The following is a 7130-nucleotide window of genomic DNA, read 5'->3' on the forward strand; positions in this document are numbered from 1 at the left end:
GGTTTTCTGGTTTTTCACTTTTTACTGAATATTAGTTTACTTGTACAGGATACCCGTTGATATGACTTTTTATATACGGTCATATTGATCTAATATTTAGCCTACCGGTCTATTCAAATACTTGGCGTAGCTCAATCTGTCCTTCCCCAAGACCATGTGGATCTGGCGCGCGCATCGCCCACTCGATGGCTTCCTCTCGAGATTTCACATCTATGAACCAGTATCCTGCAATCAACTCATTGACTTCAGCGAAAGGTCCCTCTGTAATGTTCGGCGGTTCTCCAGGAACAGGATATGATATACGAATACCGTTGGAGCTTGGATGGAGTCCACCGACTGACACCAGAACTCCAGCATTCTTCAGTTCTTCATTATATTTCTTCATCTCAGCAAACATCAGATCCATCTGCTCACTTGGCATTGTCCCTGCTTCAGAATCCTTTGAAGCCTTCACAACCATCATAAATTTCAATAGTAACTCCTCCTCTGGGTTTTGGCTTTCTAATGTTAATCCCTTATACATTGTAAAATTCATACTCTTGCAACTATCATCATTATACCTTGGTTCAACCTTTTATAAAATGAGGTATGCTTCTATTTCAATTTTAGTAATTGCCACATCATCTTCAACATAATCTAAAAGTTCTTGATGTTAATTTTATTGCCAATAGAAGCTTTTTCCTTTTTCAATTATTTGTCATCTGAGTGAAAGTAAATCTTGTTGTTCAAATAAAGCAATGAATTAGTGAATAAGAACTATATTTTAATTTCAAAATACATATTTAAATAGTCGAATAAGAATTTAACAATCTACTATAACAGAACCTTTAAATTAAAAAAGACGAACAAAGCATTCATTCGATCATCTCATTCTTCTTATTTAATAATCTTAACCATATGATCCTCATCGTAAAATTCACCATTAACAATTAACGCTCTTTTTTCTGTTCCAAAGCTTTCAAAGCCTACAGATTCATAAAGTCTTTTTGCAGATTGATTTGATGAAATGACTGCCAATTCAATTTGTAAAATTTCTTCAATTTCCATAGCATCTTGGATCGCTTGGCTTAAAACTTTTTTCCCAACACCTTTACCACGGTAATTTGGTGTAACATACATTCCCCAAATAGTTCCTTTATGTTTCATTTTTTCAGATCTTTTTTGGTAGAAGCCAGCAACCCCAACAAGTACGCCTTTGTCGAATGCACCAATAATAAAATTATCAAAAGTCTTAGGGAAATTATTTGTGTGCTGTTCGATTGATTTTCTCTCATATTCAGTTAAACTTTCTCCAAATGCTTCTGGTGATAATGCTAATCCTTCACTTCTTAATCGAATAAACTCATGTAAATCTTCAATTGTTAATTTACGAACTTCCATACTTAATCTCCCTTCGAAACGCATAGATGTGTCAAATTTTTAACATCACTTTTATTATTCACTAAACCAATTTACTTCGTCTCAAACAAATATAACATATAATTCTGAAGTTTTAGAATAAAAAAAAGGACTGATCAAATTAAAACATGATCAGTCCTTGCATTGTGAAGACAAATTCCAAAACCCATGATAATCAGACTGATTGCAAGCACTTATCTTTCGAGGCGAGAAGCCTGGTGAGGAGCGGAGTTACCTTAAACGGTAATGAGCACCGCAGATAGGCGAAGCAACGAAGAAAGCGAGCGTTTGGCGGGCAGTCTTAAAGTTTAATAGAGACTAGTTTCAATTCAGTCATCTCTTGTATTGCATATTTTATGCCTTCTCTTCCATAACCGCTCTCTTTTACACCACCATAAGGCATTAAATCAACTCTAAACGTAGGAACATCGTTTACTAGCACGCCACCTACATGTAGTTTTTTAGTGGCATATAATGCTCTTTGTAAGTTGTTTGTATAGACACCAGCTTGTAATCCAAATCGACTATTGTTTACTTCATTTATTGCTTCATCAAACTGTTCATATGAATTGATGACAACAACTGGACCAAAAATTTCCTTACAGGATACATCACTTCTGTTCTTTACTTTTGTTAAAATAGTTGGTTTATAAAGACGTTCATCTATTATATCTCCACCAGTTACTAGATCGGCTCCATCTTTAATAGATTGCTTAACCCATTCATCTATTCTAGCAACATCTTTTTTAGAAATTAATGCACTAATATCTGTTTGAAGGTCTAATGGCGAACCTATATTTAACATTTTAGTAGCATTTTTCATCTTCAATAGGAATTCATTATAAAGTGTATGATGTACAAAAATTCTTTGTAATGAAATACATACTTGGCCGTTATAAATAAAGGCTCCCCATACACAACGATTGATTAGTTCATCAGTTAACTGGACTTCTTCATCGATGATCAACGCTGAGTTTGAGCCTAGTTCTAGAGTAACTTTTTTTAATCCTGCTTTGTTTTTTAATGAGATGCCGACCTCAGGACTGCCAGTAAAAGTAATTGCGTTCACGTCAGGATGTTTTACTAAAGCATCACCGATTTCGGAGCCTTTTCCGGTAATCAGGTTAAACGCACCCTTAGGTAAATCCGTTTTATCAATCATTTCAGCTAATGCAATGGCAGAAAGTGGAGTCTGACTAGCTGGTTTTAAAACAATTGTATTTCCTGCAGCAATTGCTGGGCCAACTTTATGTGCGACTAAATTAAACGGGAAATTAAACGGTGTAATTGCACCAATTACCCCAACTGGCTCTCTAACTGTATATGTGACTCGACCTTCACCACCTGCAACTGCATCAAGAGGGATTGTTTCCCCGTATATTCTTTTTGCTTCTTCAGCGGCTATTTTATAAGTTGCAATCGTTCGATCAATTTCACCTAAAGCAGCCTTTAGGGGTTTGGATGCCTCTAATGCTAAAATTTCAGCAAGTTTTGAACGATTTTCTTTAAACTGTTCAACTAATTGCTCTAAAATGACGCTTCTCTCATATGAGCTGAGTTTTTCCATTTGCGTTTTCGCGTTATTAGCCGCTCTGATGGCTTCTTCCAAATTCTCAATCGTTGCAATTGGTATTTCAGCTAAAACTTCCCCAGAATGAGGGGCAACAAGATTTTCATGTTTTACCCCTTCAACCCAACTTCCATCTATATAAAACTGTTTTTTCATTCTATTTCACCTCAGTTACAAGCTGACTAGCAACTTGATGTATTGATTGTTTTATAATATTCAGTCCTTCATCTAATTCCTCGTCAGAAATAATTAAAGGCGTTAAGAAACGAAGTACATTACTATGAACACCTGCGCTAAGAATAATGACTCCATTTTCACAACATTTTTTTGTTAATGCTGCAACAAACTCTTTTGCTGGTTGACCTGAAGTAGGATCTATAAATTCGATACCTACCATTGCTCCTAGTCCCCTAATATCATAAATTATTGGAAAATCATTTTTCAATTGACCAAAAAATGATTTGATTTTTTCCCCAATCGATCTTGCTCGAATCCATAATTTTTCACTTTCGATTTTTTCAATTACTTCTAGCGCTGCTACACATCCTAAAGGACTTCCGCCATAAGTTCCACCTAATTCACCGGGTGATGCCGCATCCATTATTTCAGTACGCCCTGTCACCGCACTAATTGGTACACCAGCTGCGATTGATTTTGACATTGTGATTAAATCAGGTTCAATTTCAAAAATCGTTGATGCAAATAATTCACCTGTTCGCCCAAATCCTGTTTGAATTTCATCCGCTATAAACAAAATTCCATGTGACTTACAAATCGTATAAACTTCTTTTATAAATTTTTTTGGAGGAACAATAAATCCTCCTTCTCCTTGGACGGGCTCCATAATAACCGCTGCCACTTCTTCTGGTGACACATCTGTTAAAAGAAAATCCTTAAATTGAGAAATACAAAAATTAACATATTCTTCTTCAGATAACTCTTTTGGTCTATTTGATAAATAAGGGAATTTAGCTTTATATGTAGCTGGAGCAAATGGTCCCATTTTATATTTATATGGTTTTACTTTACTTGTTAAAGACATTCCTAATAAAGTCCGCCCATGAAATCCTCGAGTAAACGAAATAATCCCTGAACGACCAGTGTACTTCCTTGCAATTTTAACAGCATTTTCAACTGCTTCAGCACCGCTATTTAATAGAATTGTTTTTTTAGAAAAATCCCCTGGCGTTATTTCAGTTAATTTTTTAGCTAAATCTACATAAGACCTATACATTCCTACATGAAAGCAAGAGTGGATTAGTCGTTCTGATTGATTTTTAATCGCTTGTACAACATTCTTTGGAGTATGTCCTACATTTAACGTACCAATTGCTCCAGCAAAATCTAAAAATTTATTTCCATCAACATCCTCAACGATTGTACCGTTTGCTTTTTCTACAAAAACAGGCGTATTATTTCCAACACCATTTGGAACATACTCACTACGTAACTCAATGAGTTCTTTTCCCTTTGGCCCTGGAACTCCTGCTGAGACATTAACAAATTTTCGATTATTGCTCATGCTAACTCTCCCTCTCATAAAAATAATTTCATTTCAATCTATAAAATTATTAAATTATTAGCTTCATTATTAATATACTCGCTTACAAACATTTAAGAATGAAATAAAACTTAGCCAAGGGCTTTTTTGAGGGAATGGGAAAAGCCACTCAGGTGAGCGGCAAATATTTTAGAACATTAATAATTCGCGAATGTCTTCTTCTGTTAAATTAAATGAAGGTTTTCCATTCGTTTCAATAATTTCTCCTATTAATTGTTTTTTCTTCTCTTGTAGTTCATTCATTTTATCTTCAATCGTACCTTTAGCAACTAGCTTGATCACTTGAACATCATTCATTTGACCAAAACGGTATGCTCGATCTGTTGCTTGGTTTTCAACCGCAGGATTCCACCAATTATCATAAAGAATAACTGTATCAGCTCCAGTTAAATTGAGTCCCACCCCTCCTGCCTTTAATGAAATTAGAAAGAAGTTATGTTCACCAGCGTTAAATCGATTGCAGATCGATAGACGTTCTTCTGAGGGAGTTTGTCCATCTAGATAAAAAAATTGTTCTCCCATGATTGATAGTTCTCTACCGATTAAATCTAACATTTTTGTAAATTGGGAGAATATCAATACTCTTCTACCGGCTATTTTTGATGCCTCAATTAGTTGAAACAACTGTTCAAACTTAGCTGATCTACCTTCGTAACCATCTATAAACAAAGCAGGATGGCAACAAATTTGTCTTAAACGGGTTAAACCGGCCAAAATTTTGATATGATTTTTGCCTAATGTAAATTTATCTACTGCTAAGTGCTTTAGGGTATCGTGTCGTAGTTTTGCTAAATATGCTGCATATAATTTTTTTTGTTCTGGTAACAATTCGACGGATTCCTTCGATTCGATTTTCTCTGGAAGTTCCTTAAGAACATCCTCTTTTAATCGTCTTAATAAGAAAGGTCGAACTCTTTTAGAGATTGTTTTCCTAGTCAAAATACTAAATTCCTTTAAACCTCCAAATAATTCAGGAAAAACAACATGATAAATTGCCCAGAGTTCTTCGAGTGAATTTTCAATTGGCGTACCTGTTAATGCAAACCGTTGATCAGCATTTAGCTTTTTAACAACTTTAGCTGTTTGAGTAAAAGGATTTTTAAAATTTTGTGCCTCATCAAAAAATACTGTATGAAACTTTTGCTTTTCGTACCACTTTATATCATTTCTTAACATCGAATAAGAGGTAATTAATACATCGATATTGACTAGTTCTTTTTGAATTTTCAACCTCTCATTTTTATTTCCATCAATGACAAGCGCTTGAATTTCCGGTACAAATTTGAATACTTCGCTTAACCAGTTATACGTTAATGCTGTAGGACAAACAATTAGGATTGGTGTATTAAATGAACGGATTTCGTTTAAAACGGATTGTATATAAGCAAGGCTTTGAATTGTTTTACCTAATCCCATATCATCCGCTAAAATTCCTCCAAATCCGAATTTAGCTAAATTCTTCATCCATTTATATCCAAAAATTTGGTAATCTCTTAACAGATTTTTCAATTGTTTAGGTACTTCTTCTACAATTTCATTTGGATTTATTAAACTCTCATAAAACTGATTTAATCGATCTTCAATATTAAACAAATTAGTTTCTTTCGCAGAATCTAATAAATATAGACCATTTTTTATTGGTAAGTTTAATACACCTTCATAATCAAATTCTTGCTCGGGTACTGCATTTAAAAATCGCCTTATCTCTTGTAATTCTCTCGTTTCAAGCGAGTACAAAGTTCCATCATTTAACCGGTAATATTTCCGTTTCTCTTTTAGTGCTAATAATACTTCTTTGATTTGTTTCTCAGGAATGTCTAATTCAAATTTAAATTCCAACCAATTCGTTCGTTCTCTTTTTAAATTGACTCGTATTTGAGGTTTCTTATTTTCTTTAAAAATTCTATTTCGAACTGCGGTCGTTGCATAAATTTCAGTTAGTTTTTCAAGTTTCGGTACTATATTTCTTAAAAATTCGTATTCAAGTTCTTCATTTTGTAAGAAATAGCCACCTTCTGTTTTTGAAAAACAACTATCTTCCATTAATTGTAATATTTCTATTTCTTTTTCTTCATCTCTAATTAACGTTTTACTCAGTTGAATTTCTCTTTTATCTAGCGGATTAATCACGATGCGATCATAATAAAATTCAAGCCCTGCAAGTAATTTATTTTTTATACGATCTAAATATAGCTTTGCTCTTAACGGGATTTCTGAATATTGGTTTGAAAGTGAAGTAGGTATTTGCACTTTACCAAGCTTTATAAGACCGGGAATTACTTTCTCAACGTAAAGATGGATTTGGTCTGTTGGAATGTTTATTTTTTCATTTGCTGTGTTTTTAAATATTTGTTTTAACTCAACAAGTCGATTAAATTCCTCAACTTTAAGATTATATATTCTTCCACGATATAAGACTGTTGAATAAGTTTCCATTATCGTTAATTGCTCAATTCCTTTTGCAGTTAAAAAGTATTGATCATTTAAATGCTCTATTTCAAATTCCAAAGGTAATTTATCTTCGGTAAATGAAATTCCATTAAATGGTATTCCATTTTCAGTTATTTTTACGTTTTCTGTAACTGTTAATAAATTAATGAA

Annotated in this window: 5 protein-coding genes; all 5 read right to left on the reverse strand. The window is 33.7% G+C overall.

Annotated features, from left to right (window positions below; translation table 11 throughout):
* Positions 1–109: 109 nt before the first annotated feature.
* Positions 110–472: a YciI family protein gene (locus CN514_RS20825; RefSeq protein WP_098234226.1), complete on the reverse strand. Its 363-nt coding sequence runs from the start codon at positions 470–472 to the stop codon at positions 110–112.
* Between the two features lie 404 nt (positions 473–876).
* Positions 877–1380 carry a GNAT family N-acetyltransferase gene (locus CN514_RS20830; RefSeq protein WP_176526008.1) on the reverse strand — a complete coding sequence of 168 codons (504 nt, stop codon included), beginning with the start codon at positions 1378–1380 and terminating at the stop codon, positions 877–879.
* 319 nt (positions 1381–1699) lie between these two features.
* Positions 1700–3124 (reverse strand): aldehyde dehydrogenase family protein, encoded by a 1425-nt coding sequence (locus CN514_RS20835; protein ID WP_098234228.1) that lies wholly within the window; start codon positions 3122–3124, stop codon positions 1700–1702.
* A gap of 1 nt (position 3125) precedes the next feature.
* Complete coding sequence (gene gabT / locus CN514_RS20840; RefSeq protein WP_098234229.1) at positions 3126–4490, reverse strand: 4-aminobutyrate--2-oxoglutarate transaminase; 1365 nt, start codon at positions 4488–4490, stop codon at positions 3126–3128.
* A 168-nt stretch (positions 4491–4658) separates the two neighbouring features.
* Positions 4659–7130, reverse strand: a 2472-nt coding sequence (locus tag CN514_RS20845; RefSeq protein WP_141529456.1) for a DEAD/DEAH box helicase, incomplete at its 5' end; no start/stop codon positions are given.

Source organism: Bacillus sp. AFS001701, from assembly GCF_002559405.1.
Lineage (GTDB): Bacteria > Bacillota > Bacilli > Bacillales > Bacillaceae_G > Gottfriedia.

Coding starts and splice junctions, on each gene's coding strand:
- CN514_RS20835 (WP_098234228.1), bottom strand. CDS start 3,124: ATGAAAAAACAGTTTTATATAGATGGAAGTTGGGTTGAAGGGGTAAAA.
- CN514_RS20830 (WP_176526008.1), bottom strand. CDS start 1,380: ATGGAAGTTCGTAAATTAACAATTGAAGATTTACATGAGTTTATTCGA.
- gabT (WP_098234229.1), bottom strand. CDS start 4,490: ATGAGCAATAATCGAAAATTTGTTAATGTCTCAGCAGGAGTTCCAGGG.